At 36.7% G+C, this 12,983-nt stretch carries 16 protein-coding genes; 7 read left to right on the top strand and 9 right to left on the bottom strand.

Going from position 1 to position 12,983, the window contains the following annotated elements; all coding sequences use genetic code 11:
• Positions 1-42 precede the first annotated feature (42 nt).
• On the top strand, positions 43-864 hold the full coding sequence (menB, locus tag FSZ17_RS18290; protein ID WP_057772300.1) for a 1,4-dihydroxy-2-naphthoyl-CoA synthase: 822 nt from the start codon (positions 43-45) through the stop codon (positions 862-864).
• Between the two features lie 461 nt (positions 865-1,325).
• Positions 1,326-2,804: an o-succinylbenzoate--CoA ligase gene (locus FSZ17_RS18285; RefSeq protein ID WP_057772363.1), complete on the top strand. Its 1,479-nt coding sequence runs from the start codon at positions 1,326-1,328 to the stop codon at positions 2,802-2,804.
• 132 nt (positions 2,805-2,936) lie between these two features.
• Here FSZ17_RS18285 and FSZ17_RS18280 read toward each other — a convergent pair whose 3' ends face one another.
• Both FSZ17_RS18280 and FSZ17_RS18275 read right to left on the bottom strand, forming a co-directional pair.
• Positions 2,937-3,089, bottom strand: coding sequence for a DUF1540 domain-containing protein (locus FSZ17_RS18280; RefSeq protein ID WP_082625252.1), 153 nt, complete (start codon positions 3,087-3,089; stop codon positions 2,937-2,939).
• Positions 3,090-3,234: 145 nt separating this feature from the next.
• Positions 3,235-4,182 (bottom strand): metal ABC transporter substrate-binding protein, encoded by a 948-nt coding sequence (locus FSZ17_RS18275; RefSeq protein WP_057772298.1) that lies wholly within the window; start codon positions 4,180-4,182, stop codon positions 3,235-3,237.
• A 205-nt stretch (positions 4,183-4,387) separates the two neighbouring features.
• On the opposite strand from FSZ17_RS18275, the gene FSZ17_RS18270 reads away from it, so the two are divergent.
• Positions 4,388-4,951, top strand: coding sequence for a beta-class carbonic anhydrase (locus FSZ17_RS18270; RefSeq protein ID WP_057772297.1), 564 nt, complete (start codon positions 4,388-4,390; stop codon positions 4,949-4,951).
• A gap of 333 nt (positions 4,952-5,284) precedes the next feature.
• On the opposite strand, the gene yidD is transcribed toward FSZ17_RS18270, so the two are convergent.
• On the bottom strand, positions 5,285-5,515 hold the full coding sequence (gene yidD / locus FSZ17_RS18265) for a membrane protein insertion efficiency factor YidD (RefSeq protein WP_057772295.1): 231 nt from the start codon (positions 5,513-5,515) through the stop codon (positions 5,285-5,287).
• Positions 5,516-5,673: 158 nt separating this feature from the next.
• Between yidD and FSZ17_RS18260 the strand changes: the two genes are divergently transcribed.
• Positions 5,674-6,147, top strand: a complete 474-nt coding sequence (locus FSZ17_RS18260) for an S-ribosylhomocysteine lyase (RefSeq protein ID WP_057772293.1) — start codon at positions 5,674-5,676, stop codon at positions 6,145-6,147.
• A gap of 69 nt (positions 6,148-6,216) precedes the next feature.
• On the opposite strand, the gene ytzI is transcribed toward FSZ17_RS18260, so the two are convergent.
• Entirely contained in the window at positions 6,217-6,384 is a 168-nt protein-coding gene (gene ytzI / locus FSZ17_RS18255; RefSeq protein ID WP_082625251.1) for a YtzI protein, read from the bottom strand.
• A gap of 250 nt (positions 6,385-6,634) precedes the next feature.
• Positions 6,635-6,892 (bottom strand): DUF6154 family protein, encoded by a 258-nt coding sequence (locus tag FSZ17_RS18250; RefSeq protein ID WP_057772291.1) that lies wholly within the window; start codon positions 6,890-6,892, stop codon positions 6,635-6,637.
• A 226-nt stretch (positions 6,893-7,118) separates the two neighbouring features.
• Between FSZ17_RS18250 and FSZ17_RS18245 the strand changes: the two genes are divergently transcribed.
• Positions 7,119-7,442: a hydrolase gene (locus tag FSZ17_RS18245; protein WP_146846516.1), complete on the top strand. Its 324-nt coding sequence runs from the start codon at positions 7,119-7,121 to the stop codon at positions 7,440-7,442.
• A 64-nt stretch (positions 7,443-7,506) separates the two neighbouring features.
• Here the strand turns inward: FSZ17_RS18245 and FSZ17_RS18240 are convergent, their stop codons facing one another.
• Positions 7,507-8,373 (bottom strand): DUF6612 family protein, encoded by an 867-nt coding sequence (locus FSZ17_RS18240; protein WP_057772287.1) that lies wholly within the window; start codon positions 8,371-8,373, stop codon positions 7,507-7,509.
• Between the two features lie 229 nt (positions 8,374-8,602).
• Between FSZ17_RS18240 and ytkD the strand changes: the two genes are divergently transcribed.
• Entirely contained in the window at positions 8,603-9,070 is a 468-nt protein-coding gene (ytkD, locus tag FSZ17_RS18235) for an RNA deprotection pyrophosphohydrolase (protein WP_057772285.1), read from the top strand.
• Between the two features lie 28 nt (positions 9,071-9,098).
• Here ytkD and FSZ17_RS18230 read toward each other — a convergent pair whose 3' ends face one another.
• Genes FSZ17_RS18230 through FSZ17_RS18220 form a run of 3 tightly spaced genes read right to left on the bottom strand, consistent with a single transcriptional unit; the run spans position 9,099 to position 11,707 of the window.
• Positions 9,099-9,908: an ABC transporter permease gene (locus FSZ17_RS18230; RefSeq protein ID WP_057772283.1), complete on the bottom strand. Its 810-nt coding sequence runs from the start codon at positions 9,906-9,908 to the stop codon at positions 9,099-9,101.
• A complete protein-coding gene (locus tag FSZ17_RS18225) occupies positions 9,886-10,665 on the bottom strand; it encodes an ABC transporter ATP-binding protein (protein WP_057772281.1) in 780 nt (259 codons plus the stop codon). Before FSZ17_RS18225 ends, FSZ17_RS18230 begins: the two co-directional genes overlap by 23 nt.
• A gap of 43 nt (positions 10,666-10,708) precedes the next feature.
• Positions 10,709-11,707, bottom strand: a complete 999-nt coding sequence (locus FSZ17_RS18220; protein ID WP_057772280.1) for an ABC transporter substrate-binding protein — start codon at positions 11,705-11,707, stop codon at positions 10,709-10,711.
• A 362-nt stretch (positions 11,708-12,069) separates the two neighbouring features.
• On the opposite strand from FSZ17_RS18220, the gene FSZ17_RS18215 reads away from it, so the two are divergent.
• Positions 12,070-12,837 carry an alpha/beta hydrolase family protein gene (locus FSZ17_RS18215; protein ID WP_057772278.1) on the top strand — a complete coding sequence of 256 codons (768 nt, stop codon included), beginning with the start codon at positions 12,070-12,072 and terminating at the stop codon, positions 12,835-12,837.
• Positions 12,838-12,983: the final 146 nt, after the last annotated feature.

Raw genomic sequence — 12,983 nt, 5'->3', positions numbered from 1 at the left:
GGTTATGATACATATAGAATACATATAAAGGAGGATTCCGTAATGTCAGCAGTAGAATGGGTTGCAGGACGTAAATATGAAGAGATTATGTATGAAACATACAACGGAATTGCTAAGATTACTATCAATCGTCCAGAAAAGCATAATGCTTTCACACCAAGAACGGTTATGGAATTGATTGATGCTTTCGCTTATGCGCGAGATGATTCGAATGTTGGAGTAATTATCCTAACAGGTGCAGGAGATAGAGCGTTCTGTTCAGGTGGAGATCAGTCAGTACGTGGCCATGGCGGCTATGTTGGTGATGATCAAATTCCACGATTGAATGTTCTTGATTTACAGCGATTAATCCGTGTTATTCCAAAACCTGTTGTTGCAATGGTTAAAGGATATGCTATCGGTGGAGGGCATGTACTCCATATTGTTTGTGATTTAACAATCGCTGCAGATAATGCAGTATTTGGACAAACTGGTCCGAAGGTTGGAAGCTTCGATGCAGGTTATGGATCAGGCTATTTAGCAAGAATCGTTGGTCACAAAAAGGCGCGCGAAATTTGGTATTTATGCCGTCAATATAATGCTCAGGAAGCATTAGATATGGGTCTTGTAAACACTGTTGTTCCTCTTGATAAGGTGGAAGAGGAGACAATTAAGTGGTGTGAAGAAATGCTTGACAAGAGTCCGACAGCTCTTCGTTTCTTAAAGGCAGCCTTCAATGCGGATACAGATGGCCTTGCAGGTATTCAGCAATTTGCTGGTGATGCAACATTACTTTATTATACAACTGATGAAGCGAAGGAAGGCCGTGACGCATTTAAAGAGAAGCGTAAGCCTGATTTTGGTCAATTCCCTCGTTTTCCTTGATTAACTCGTTTACTAGAAACAGGTATTAAAATGAACAGCTTGGTGGTTATACCATCAGGCTGTTTTTATTTAATTCAATATATAATAAAATAAATATACGCTTAAGCTTTTCAATGTCTAGCTCCAGCGCCTACCCCCGACGTACAGGACGTACTAGTGTCGGCAATGCGACAGGACGTCGCGTTTTTGTCGACCTCGAGGTCAAAAGCCAATCCTCCCAGAAAGGTAAAGAACACCTTTCCGAGAGGCTCGTCTTGTGCTTGTCGGGGGTGACCAAGGCGCTTGCGCTTTTCTAAGCTAATCGGAAAGTTAAGTTTATTAACGTGCTGAAGGATATATGAATTCATAGATTGAATATCTGCAATTATTATCGCATAAGAAAAACTAAGGCATTCCCCAAAAAAAGACTTGGCGAACGCCAAGTTTTTCTAACTTTCGAGGTGTTAATATTGAACGATCAGATGATGCAAAATTTCTTACTTAAAAGAGCCTCTTTAACTCCAGATAGACCTGCGATTTATTTCGCAGATCAAACGTATACATTTTCAGATGTGTTTGATAAAGCCTTTCATATTGCTGGGCAATTAACAAGTCTTGGGTTAAAAAGGGGGCAGTTTGCTGGAGTACTTCTTGCTAATCATGCAGATTCTGCTTTTATTTACTTAGCTTTTCAGTTATTAGGGGTTAAGGCTGTTATTTTAAATAACCGTTTAACTGCTCATGAGCTTGCATGGCAAATGGAAGATTCAGATTCTCTTTTTTTGATAACAGAGGAGCTATTCACTCTTAAGAGCAAAGAAATGGAGAAGAGCCTTCCAAACGTAACCATTATTAATAAAGAAGATTTGTTCAATTCACCGTTTGTAGAACCTATCGTTGTGAATGAAATGAATCTTAATGAAGTTTGTACAGTCATGTATACGTCTGGGACGACAGGATTTCCAAAAGGGGTTCTACAAACCTATGGAAATCATATGTGGAGTGCTATTGGCTCTGCCTTAAATCTTGGTCTGACTGAACAAGACTGCTGGCTTTGTGCGGTACCTTTATTTCATATTAGCGGATATTCAATCCTCATGCGCAGCATTATTTATGGAATGAAAATGGTGATTCTTGATTCATTTCATGAGAAGAAAGCAATTGATTTGATTGAAAATGAAAAAGTAACCATTATGTCCGTTGTTAGTACCATGCTAACTCGAATAGAAGAGGAATTAGGGGATCAAAGGCTTCCAGAGCATTTCCGCTGCATGCTGCTTGGTGGTGGACCTGCACCTAGGGGACTGCTTGAAAAATGTATGTTCAAACTGATCCCTGTCTACCAAACATACGGCATGACTGAAACTTCGTCTCAAATTGTTACTCTTTCTCCAGAATATAGCATTAGCAAGCTCGGATCTGCAGGTAAGGCTTTATTTCCTTCTCAGTTAAAAATAATAGTCTCTAATGGTAAGGACGCAAAACCAAATGAAGCGGGCGAAATCCTTGTTAAGGGACCAAATATAACGATTGGTTATTTGAATAGAGAAGAGGAAACAGCTAAAAGAATTGTAGATGGCTGGTTATCAACAGGTGATATAGGATATTTGGACTCTGATGGATTTTTATTTGTATTAGACCGCCGTTCTGATTTAATCATTTCTGGAGGAGAGAATATATACCCAGCAGAAATTGAAGGGGTACTTGTTTCCCATCCAAATATATCGGATGCAGGAGTCATCGGTATGAAGGATGAAAAATGGGGGGAGGTTCCCATAGCTTTTGTAACGATTAAAAAAGATATGAAGGAAGAGGAAATGATTCAATATTGCTTAGAAAAATTAGCTAAATACAAGGTTCCTAAAAAAATCTATATCATTGATGAAATTCCGAGAAATGCAGCAAAGAAGATTTTGCGGAGAAATTTACGCTTATTGTTAAATAAAAATATGAAGAGATAAGGTGTCCCAAAAGTAAGGTGTCTGGCACCACGAACAATATCTAGTATCAATAAGCGAGAGAGATTCTAGATAAAGTGTATTAAGTGGATGCCAGACACCTTATGGGACAACCCTATTTCTTCACTTTTAAAATCAAGAAGGTTCAAAGGTTTTACAATCGGTTTCCTTGCTGTTATCTGCTGTATTTCCCTTATGGCTCACAACATAAATTTGTTCAGCAGCACATTTATTTCCTTTTGCCCAATATGAACAATTGTTGACTTCACATAAAACGTCTTTAGCCATTGCGCAGCACTCCTTAAAATTTCTATAAATGATAGGGCTTAGAACCCTATTATAGGTTTTGTATAGACAATATCCTTCATTCGTGCCAATAGAAGGAAGTCAAATACGATTAATGAAAGCGAAAAAACCTCTCAAATGAGAGGCTTTAATTTAATGCTTTTTCAAGTGCTTGCAAATTATCTTTCATAATAGAAAAATAGTCGGCATTATTTTTAATGTCATTATCTGTTAAAGTTGATAAATTATGCAGTACTAGCGGTTCGGCACCGATTTCTTTTTGTATAATTTCTGTTAGCTTTGAGCTTACATTTTGTTCAAAAAATACGTATTTTAAATCGTGCTCTTTTGCTACATTGATGATTTTTTCAAGCTGCTTTTGTGATGGTTCATTTGATGTATTAAGACCTGAAACACCGATTTGCTTTATTCCATATCTTTTCTCCCAATATCCATAAGCAGAATGGGAAACGATAATTTCTTTATGCTTCGCATGATTTGCCACTTGCTCGAAATCTGCATTTAGTTGATCGAGCTCTTTTATTAATTCATCATAATTTGCGATAAATTCATCTTTATGTTCAGGCATTTCTTCAAGAAGTGCATCTTTAACAGCTTCTGCAAGCTCCTTTGCATAAACAGGATCAATCCATACATGCGGATCGATGCCACCATGGTTGTGGCCGTCATCTTCATGATGTTCCCCATCCTCATGATGTCCATCTTCTGCTGCAGTTGAATCTAAATGAACATTGTCTCCTGCTGAAATTAGTTTAACATGTTCGTTTTTCAATGTTTTTTTTGACTTTTCAACAAAACCTTCTAATCCAAGTCCAATGTAAATAAATAGGTCTGCATCAGCTAATTTAATCATATCTTTTTGAGTGGGCTCAAATGTATGTTCATCAGCACCTGGTGGATATATAGAATGGGTTTCTACATAGTCACCGCCAATGCGTTCAGTAAAATATTGTAATGGATAAACAGTTGTATAAACCGTTAATTTATTGTCATTTTTTTTCGGACTCTCTTTTTTAGTGGTACACCCTGTTAAAATCAGATTAAAAATAAATAAAAAAAGTAATAATTTCTTCATTTCTCTTTCTCCCCTCCAATCAAAAACGTATTCATTACGATTTGAAGTTTAAAAAAATTTCTAAATCTTTTGCAATTCGTAATCATTACGATTCCAAATGTAATTTTACATAAGAAATAAATAAAAATCAAGAATAAAATTTGTCTATTAAATGTTTATTTTGTATCCTTGTATTAGTAAAAAATTTTAATAGGAGATCATGCATATGAAATTACTAGATGAAATTTTACAATTTAATAATGAATTTGTAGAAGAAAAAAGATATGAAGAATTTACAACAACCAAATTTCCAAATAAACGTATGGTTTTATTGACATGTATGGATACACGATTAGTTGAACTGCTTCCGCGAGCAATGAATATTCGAAATGGCGATGTCAAGATTGTAAAAACTGCAGGTGCTCTTGTTACACATCCATTTGGAAGTATTATGAGAAGCCTACTTGTTGCCGTTTATGAGCTTCAAGCAGAGGAAGTTTTTATCATTGGGCATTATGATTGCGGAATGAGTGGAATGAAGCCTGATAGCATGTTGGAAAGCATGAGAAAGCGGGGAAAATCAGAAGAGGCGCTTGACACGTTTACCTATTCAGGTGTTGATGTTAGGGAATGGCTTAAAGGCTTTGATAATGTCGAGGAAAGTGTTGTGCATAGTGTCCACATGGTAAAAAAACATCCATTAATGCCTAATGATGTTCCAGTACATGGATTAGTCATTGAACCGAGTACAGGAGAATTGAAAGTTGTAGTAAACGGATACGATGATTAACCGATAAGAATTTGGATAGAAAAAAACTTGTCATGAACCAATTGTATTTGGCAAATGACAAGTTTTATCGCAGATTAACGGGCAGTAAGACACCCACTTCAAGTTTGCGAGAGAATCAAAGAAACCTAAGTGGGGGCTCAACTGACCGTAAAGGCCCGACGACGGACACGATGTCCTAGTCAGGCGAAAGCCACAGGACGTGGCGTTTTGAGCGTGATTGGTTCAACTAACCATCAGTGGGGATGAAGCCGACTAAGAACGCCACGTCCTGTGGCAACGTCGGCACTAGCACGTCCTGTGCGTCGAAAAACCCCCACTGATGGAAGTTTCACTTTATTCTTTATTCCTTTTTTCTGGTACAGGGTCAAACCCACCTGGGTGAAAAGGATGGCATTTTAAAATCCTTTTAATCGCGAGCCATCCTCCTTTAATGGCTCCAAATCGTTTGACGGCTTCAAGCCCGTAATGTGAACATGTCGGATAAAAACGGCAAGTAGGCGGTTTAAGTGGAGAAATCACAATTTGATAAAAGCGAATGAAGGCAATCAAAGCTTTTTTTAGCATTTCATCATTCCGTTCTTAGTATCATGTATTATTGATAAAAAGATAGCATATTATTGAAAAATAGTCGAAAGAGAAATGTTTTGATTAAATACAATAAATTTGATGAATATACTCGGAATATGAGTTACAATGGAAGAAATAGTCAAGGAGTGATGAAGATGCCTTCAGTTGAAAGCTTTGATTTAGATCATAATGCAGTTAAGGCACCGTATGTTAGACATTGTGGAATTCATAAAGTTGGATCAGATGGAGTGGTCAATAAATTTGATATTCGATTTTGCCAGCCTAATAAACAAGCAATGAAGCCAGATGCTATTCACACATTGGAACATCTTCTCGCATTTAATATTCGTAAGCATTCAGAGAAATATGACCATTTTGATATTATTGATATTTCCCCAATGGGATGTCAAACCGGTTTTTATTTAGTTGTAAGTGGTGAACCATCAGTAGAGGAAATCATTGATTTGCTTCATGATACAATGAAAGATGCAGTAGATATTACTGAAATTCCAGCAGCCAATGAAAAACAATGTGGCCAAGCGAAGCTCCATGATCTAGACGGCGCCAAGAGGCTAATGCGTTTCTGGCAAGAACAATCCAAAGAAGATTTAAAGCAAGTATTTGCATAAAATATTGAAAAACCGGACTGAACAATGTCAGCCCGGTTTTATTTATTTCATATAAATTAGACAAGAATGTTAAGAAGTCCTTTTCTCATTATTCAATTCCTCTTGATTCTGATTATCGTGTAAATGATCTATTTGATCTACAGTGTGTTTATATGTATATGCTTTAGATGTTGTCGTCACAGCTAGCACAATAACAATAGCGACAATGAGTACTGAGATGGCTAAAACGATTACCATGCTTACTCCCCCCTTCACACTATTAGTTTACCATGAAAATGGATGTATGGAGATGGGATTTTATCGCTAGTTAAAACTTAAGCAATCCTCTTAATTTAAGTGGTGAATAAGCAGGCAGCCAATTGGACGGTCCTTACGTCAAGCTTCATAACTTCCATTCGTACATAAGCGTAATGGGGATAGGAGAGAAAGGCTTGTCACTTTAATAAGACAAGCCTTTCTAATGAACTAGATATGTAACAAAAAATATTTAATGTATATTCCGATGTGATATATTGGGACTATGCTGCCTTCTGAAATCCTCATTTGCAAACTTTCCTTTTAAACTCTCGATTAAATAAAGGCCCATTAAATCATAAAGCTCTTGGTTATCTAAATCGTGAATCATCTTTAATAAATCCTCTCTCTTCATTTCTTCTAAAAATGCAAAGGCAAGCATATCGATATCTTCTTCATCTCCAGTAAGCTTATGACGATAAAGCTCGTATAGTTCATCAATAATTTTCAATCCTTTCACCTCCAACTAATATTTTTTTATATTTTATACTAATTGAATCCCCTTCATGATAAGAAATATTCATTATTTGCAAAATTAGCTTTTAAAAATTTTTATTTTATGGAATATCTTAAGAATGTTTATATAAATGCATAATTATTAATCGGGTAATGGGAAACCATAAATAATGAAAAATGTGTAAGGAGCTTATTTTAGACGACAAAAAGGGGATGAAATGATGAGTGAAAACAAGAAAGCCTATTATATAAAGGTTGAAACCGGGGAAATCTCGCAAAGTAAAACAGATTCATCATGGGACTTTAAAATTGAAGCAACAGATGACGAGATTATTGAGCTTCGTGATTATTTCAATCAAAATTATTCTACAGAGTGGATGAACTTCTTCAGAGCACATATTCCATTCATCGAATACCACGATGATAAAGATAATGATGCCTATGATTCAACCATTAGGAAAGTGTATGAAATGATCTATCAGCTTGGGGATCAAGAAGCAAGAAGGCATATCCAAAGTATGGGGATATTAGTTGATACAGAATGAAGAAATCGGCTCACTTGCCGATTTCTCCCAATCTAATGTTAAGAAGCGATTATATACTTTTTTATTACATTTCCATTTCTACTGCTGAATCGATGATTTCTTGAGGAACGGTAATGGTATCAACTTTATTATAATCTGAATATTGACCGTTCACTTTTTGCTTCATTACCATGGTTTGACCTTCAGCTGTCATTTCCATCTCCATATCCACAATTACAGCATCTGGATAAAATGTTTCTTTATTAATTAAGAATTCGTAATTTACCTTATTAATTTTCATATTTTTTAACACTTCATTTAGCGCTTCTTCATCTCCTGCCATTTCTGGAGGAAGTGTTTTAGTGGCCACTTCTTTAATAAACTCGCTAAATTTTTCACCTGATGCATTTAATTTAAGTATATAATTTTTTGAATCTTGTTCAAAAGTAAAATCATCTACAAACCCTTGTAATTTTTGGAGTTCTTCACCAGGATTTGCTTGTTGCTGGCCAGATATTTGTAAGAATGCTTCTGTCATATCTTGCGGAAACTTCATCCATTGCTGTCCAGTAGGTTCATAGAAGAACATACCGTCTTCTGAAAAATAACTCTCTGTTTCGAATAATTCTTCTGCCACTGTCATAGCCATTTTTTGATGAAATGCCATTGGCTCAGTAACGACTTTCATATCAATCTCTGATTGTGTTTTCATATTTAATTCTTCTACATCAGAGCTCATATCCATCTCCATATCCATTTTCACAGCAAAACTTTTCAGATTGCTAGAAGCTTCTGTAGATTTCTTAAATACTTCTTCCAATGTTAATTCTGATTGCTTTTCACTTTTTCCGTTATTTTTTGAAGGTTCATTAACAGGCTCGGCTGTTTGATTACATGCCGCTAACATAAAAATAAGAAAAAAGCCTGTTAAAATCGATAATGTTTTTTTCAAAATTTGACACTCCTTTATGTTTATTCACCTATTATATACGGAAAAATTAGGTGCTGGTTTCAAAAATATGAAACTTCATACTTTATTCACAAAAAAATCCAAATAAAATAGGACATTAGCAATAGGAGATTTATCGTAGATTAACGGGCAGTAAGACCCGGCTGATGGAAGAATCACTTTATACAAGTTATAATTGAAATATATTTCCATAGTTGAAAAGAGGGATAATATGGAATCTTTTAAAGATGCAATTGGTGGTTCGGTCCGACTCTCATATAAACCTGGTTCTTTCGATAAACTTCCTGAACATGTTCTGGTCATTTGTAAATTAGGAGATAAATGGCTGCTAACAAACCATTCAAAAAGGGGATTGGAATTCCCAGGGGGGAAGGTTGAGATAGGTGAATCTTTGGAGGAAGCGGCTAGAAGAGAAGTAATGGAAGAAGCCGGTGCCACTATTTCAAAATTACAATTCATTGGTGAATATGAAGTTACCCAAGATGGTACGACATTTGTGAAAGCAATTTTCTATGGAATCATTGATGAAATGGTAAGGAAGGAACATTATTTCGAGACTTCAGGGCCCGTTCTCGTTGAAGGAGATATATTAAAATTAAGATGGGACTCACAGTACAGTTTTATTATGAAGGATAAGGTCATTGAAAAAAGTGTTAGCAAAATAATGGCAGCAAATTAGAAAACGGCATTTTTTTATGCCGTTTTTTTTAAGATCCGTTTTTTATTAATTTTTTCTCAAGCAGTTCAACAAGCTGATACATAACGGTCGCAAAGATGGCGATGACAAGAAGTGACAGCATCACTAGGGTGAAATTAAATACTTGGAAGCCGTAAATGATCATATATCCAAGTCCTTTTGATGAAACGAGAAATTCGCCGACAATGACTCCAACCCAAGATAGCCCGACATTGACTTTTAGTGTAGAAATAATGACTGGAAAGGAAGCTGGTAAGATTGCTTCTTTAAAAATTTGCAGCCGTTTCGCTCCAAAGGTTTGTAACACTTTAATATAATTTGGATCAACTTCTTTGAAGGCAGTGTACACGACAATGGTTGTAATGATGATGGAAATGATGGCACCCATTGCGACAATTGATGTGAAGCTAGGACCTAACGCTACGATTAATATTGGTCCAAGTGCAACCTTTGGCATGGAGTTAAGAACGACTAAATACGGATCTAATATTTTTGAAACAAAAGGTGACCACCATAGGATTGCAGCAAGAAATGTTCCTAAAATGGTACCGAGAATAAAGCCAAATACTGTTTCTGATAATGTAAAGCTTAAATCGATAAACAATGTACCATCCTGAATTTTTGTTAAAAGCAATGTCCAAACCTTTGAAGGAGAACTAAAGATAAGAGGATCGATCCATTGCTTCTGGCTTGCAAGCTCCCAGCCAGATACGAAGAAAAGAAAGATAATAAGTTGGTAGAAGCGAACCCATCTTTTTTCACGTTTCAATGAATGGAGATATCTTTGATGAAGAAGATCAATGTTTGTTTGCGGGCTCAAGGGACTCCAGCTCCTTCCAAACAGTTTGAAATATTCGGGAATAGGCTTCATGGCTTCTTGCCTTGAATGGTGTTTCTTCCCGCAATTCTTTCGGTATAATAAATGTTTTATGAAGCTTTCCTGGGCTTGCAGAGAACAGGAAAACGCGATCGCTCATGGCAATGGCTTCACCAATATCATGTGTAACGAGAATAGCCGTTTTTTTAAAGGATTTTAACGTATTAGATACGAGATCCTCGAGCTTTAATTTTGTTTGATAATCTAAGGCGGAAAACGGTTCATCAAGCATTAACAGCTTCGGTTCAGTTGTTAAGGTTCTTACGAGGGCAACCCTCTGTCTCATCCCACCAGAAAGCTGTTTTGGAAACTGTGACTCTACTCCTTTAAGCCCCATTTGTTCAAGTAAAGTTAGTGCGTACGCTTTTTTAGTGGAATCAAGCTGATTGCTAATTTTAAGACCAAGTAAAATATTTTCCTCAATTGTCTTCCATGGAAAAAGGTAATCCTGTTGGAGCATATAGCCAATGCTCTGTCCTGTTTTTTCTACTTTTTTTCCTTCTAGGATTACGGTACCCTCTGTTGGCTGAAGAAGGCCGGCAATAATGGAAAGCAGGGTTGTTTTTCCGCATCCGCTTGGGCCAAGGAAGGAAACAAATTCTCCTTCCTCGACCGCAATCGAGACATCGGTGAGGGCAGTTGTAGCAGAGTTTTTAGTAAAATAGGTATGATGAATTCCTTGAACGTTTAAGAAATCCATAGAAGCCCTCCTCTTAAAAGGTTTATTCATGACACTATCCAATTTATTTTTTCATGACACTTTTAGCAATATCTGTGTTGACAAGGGTTTTATACTCAACACGCTTAGGAAGTTCCCCGGCTTTATCCATAATGTTTTGCAGATTATCCCATTCTTCATTATCTAGGATTGGATCTGTTGCAAAGGATCCTTGGCTTTTATAGCGATCCACAACCGTTTCAATAAGATCGAGGTCTGTGTTTTCGAAGAATCCTTTTATAACCTCTGCCGTTTCTTTTGCGCTGTGGGAATCGACCCATTGCTGCGCTTTATAAATTGCTTTCGTGAATTTTTCCACAGTATCATTATTTTCTTTTATAAAGCTCTCCTTAGTCATAAAGGTAGTATATGGAATATGCCCAGATTCCGTACCAAAGGAAGCGACGATATATCCTTTGCCTTCTTTCTCAAAAACGCTTGCAGTTGGTTCGAAAAGCTGAACAAATTCACCTGTACCTGAAGCAAATGCAGGTGCGATATTGGCAAAATCAACATTTTGAATCAGATTTAAATCTTTATGAGGGTCAATTCCGTGTTTTTTCAGTACAAATTCACCGGCCATTTGCGGCATTCCGCCTTTGCGCTGACCAAGGAAGGTTTTTCCCTTTAGCTGATCCCATGAGAAATTATCAATTTTGGTACGTGAAACAAGGAAGGTTCCGTCTGTTTGCGTTAACTGGGCGAAATTGATGACTGGATCATTGGAGCCTTGTGCAGAGACATATATTGATGTTTCCGAGCCTACAAGGGCTACATCGATGCTATCGGATAGAAGTGCAGTCATTGTTTTATCTCCACCAGCTGTTGTTGTTAGCGTCACATTAAGCCCTTCCTCTTTAAAAAAGCCTTTCTCAATTGCGACATATTGCGGAGCGTAAAAGATAGATCGAGTTACTTCACCAATCCGTACATTTTTAACCTCATCTTTGCCACAGGCTGCCAATGGTATAATAAGTATTGAAATGAGCAGGAGAGAAAAACTAATCTTTAGCCATTTTTTCATTCAAAAGCCCTCCTTAAAAAAACAAATAATAAGCTTTAAAGCCTACATTATCGTATGAGTGTGCCAAAAATGTGTGAATGCCTATATAAAATTTTTATTTGAGAGAATTGAGCTAGAAAAAAATGGTGTTAGATTTTGAGATATCGGCTAGTTTTAGGGGATATCGGTCAGATTAACGAAATATCGGTCAGATTTTCAATAAATCAGCTTGTTCTCCAAAAGAGCTCAGTTAAAAATTTTCGAATATCCGCCACTTTTAGTAGGATATCCGCTACTTTCGCTAAAATATCCGCCAGTTTCAGTAAGATATCCGCCACATTCGGCAAAATATCCGCCAGTTTCTAAAAAGGAGATGATACTGATTGTTAAGTAAACAGAGATTTCCATCCCCCCATCCAAATATTGAATTATCCATTGTAACTTATGAAGTAAATGGATTAAAAGTAAAGGGACTTCTTGCTGAACCAAAAGATGATCGAATTTATGATGGATTTTTATATTTGCGCGGAGGGATCAAAAACGTAGGGCAGGTAAGACCTGGCCGTATCATTCAATTTGCTTCTGAAGGATTTATTGTGTTTGCCCCATTTTATCGAGGGAATCAAGGGGGAGAGGGCAATGAGGACTTTGCAGGAGAAGATAGAGAGGACGCCTTTTCTGCCTACATGCTTTTGCGATCACATCCGCGTATAAAGGGTGTACATATTTTTGGTTTTTCAAGAGGAGGGGTTATGTCTTTATTAACAGCCATTCAATTTCCTGATGCGAAATCGCTTGTCACATGGGGCGGAGTAAGTGATATGTTTCTTACCTATGTAGAACGACACGATTTACGTAAGATGATGAAGCGGGTTATTGGAGGCACTCCAACTAAATTTCCTGAGCGATATGAATATCGCACTCCTCTTTTTTACTTAGAAAACATACAGGCACCGACGTTAATTATTCACGGTGAAAAGGATGAAAATGTCTCAATAGAACATGCATACCGACTTGAGAAAAGGTTGAAAACGCTTGATAAAAAAGTAGAAAGCTGGTACTTTGAAAACTTCACACACTATTTTCCACCCGCTATAAATCGAAGGGTGGTTAAAGATTTAACTGCTTGGATGAAATCGCAAAGTGATTAAAAAAGTAGTAATGGATAATAATCAGACAATGATTACATATCAGATAGAAAATATGATAATAATGCGCCTAAATATCTGTTTAGGTGCATTTAATTATAACTGAAATAATAGTCGTAATTTTCGAAAATAAACACCTCTTACATACC

This window comes from Cytobacillus dafuensis (genome assembly GCF_007995155.1).
GTDB classification, from domain to species: Bacteria; Bacillota; Bacilli; order Bacillales; family Cytobacillaceae; genus Cytobacillus; species Cytobacillus dafuensis.
This window is presented reverse-complemented; position numbering and strand designations above follow the sequence as displayed.

What these genes read in the sequence shown, in the direction of transcription:
- menB (WP_057772300.1), top strand. Translation starts at nt 43, where the DNA reads ATGTCAGCAGTAGAATGGGTTGCAGGACGTAAATATGAAGAGATTATG.
- FSZ17_RS18285 (WP_057772363.1), top strand. Translation starts at nt 1,326, where the DNA reads ATGATGCAAAATTTCTTACTTAAAAGAGCCTCTTTAACTCCAGATAGA.
- FSZ17_RS18280 (WP_082625252.1), bottom strand. Translation starts at nt 3,089, where the DNA reads ATGGCTAAAGACGTTTTATGTGAAGTCAACAATTGTTCATATTGGGCA.
- FSZ17_RS18275 (WP_057772298.1), bottom strand. Translation starts at nt 4,182, where the DNA reads ATGAAGAAATTATTACTTTTTTTATTTATTTTTAATCTGATTTTAACA.
- FSZ17_RS18270 (WP_057772297.1), top strand. Translation starts at nt 4,388, where the DNA reads ATGAAATTACTAGATGAAATTTTACAATTTAATAATGAATTTGTAGAA.
- yidD (WP_057772295.1), bottom strand. Translation starts at nt 5,515, where the DNA reads ATGCTAAAAAAAGCTTTGATTGCCTTCATTCGCTTTTATCAAATTGTG.
- FSZ17_RS18260 (WP_057772293.1), top strand. Translation starts at nt 5,674, where the DNA reads ATGCCTTCAGTTGAAAGCTTTGATTTAGATCATAATGCAGTTAAGGCA.
- ytzI (WP_082625251.1), bottom strand. Translation starts at nt 6,384, where the DNA reads ATGGTAATCGTTTTAGCCATCTCAGTACTCATTGTCGCTATTGTTATT.
- FSZ17_RS18245 (WP_146846516.1), top strand. Translation starts at nt 7,119, where the DNA reads ATGAGTGAAAACAAGAAAGCCTATTATATAAAGGTTGAAACCGGGGAA.
- ytkD (WP_057772285.1), top strand. Translation starts at nt 8,603, where the DNA reads ATGGAATCTTTTAAAGATGCAATTGGTGGTTCGGTCCGACTCTCATAT.
- FSZ17_RS18225 (WP_057772281.1), bottom strand. Translation starts at nt 10,665, where the DNA reads ATGGATTTCTTAAACGTTCAAGGAATTCATCATACCTATTTTACTAAA.
- FSZ17_RS18220 (WP_057772280.1), bottom strand. Translation starts at nt 11,707, where the DNA reads ATGAAAAAATGGCTAAAGATTAGTTTTTCTCTCCTGCTCATTTCAATA.